This is a genomic window from Vibrio sp. 970 (assembly GCF_033339075.1).
Genome location: NZ_JAWOTW010000876.1, coordinates 1 through 506, shown reverse-complemented (window position 1 = coordinate 506; position 506 = coordinate 1). Strand labels below are relative to the sequence as shown.

At 45.7% G+C, this 506-nt stretch carries 1 protein-coding gene; it reads right to left on the bottom strand.

Going from position 1 to position 506, the window contains the following annotated elements; all coding sequences use genetic code 11:
* A partial coding sequence (locus R7Q11_RS29675; RefSeq protein WP_318094498.1) for a DNA polymerase domain-containing protein occupies positions 1-506 on the bottom strand: 506 nt, incomplete at both ends.

Sequence of the window (506 nt, the reverse complement as noted above, 5' to 3'; positions counted from 1 at the left end):
CTGTGCCGATAAATGGCAGAATCGCATCTGCAACAGGCTTTAGCTGTTTGTCGATGTAGTGCTGGTAGTCGATAGGACTGTTACGGTATTCATAAGGCTCAGGGCCATTTAGGGTAATCAAATACTCTATGCGCCCACGATTTTGATACTGTAAAGGTCGACCAAGCTTGGCATTAATGTCGTCGGCTAAACGTGCTGCACGCACTTGAGGTGGAATGTTTTTTTGGTACTCATGCAGCTTTCTGCGTAGTCGCTTTTGATAAACCAATTGGTCATCAAACTCCCCATTATTGGTTTTTTCTACTACTTCACGCACATAGTCACTCGGGTCTTCGCCGTGAAATACCATTCGATAGAGCGTGTTTTGGAATTTTTGCGCTAATGGCGTCCAGTCGGTACGTGCACTTTCTAGCCCTTTGAATACAATGCGATCTTGTTCTCCTTCACCAATTAAACCCGCATAACGTTTTTTCGAGCCCGTTTCCGCGCCACGAATAGTTGGCATC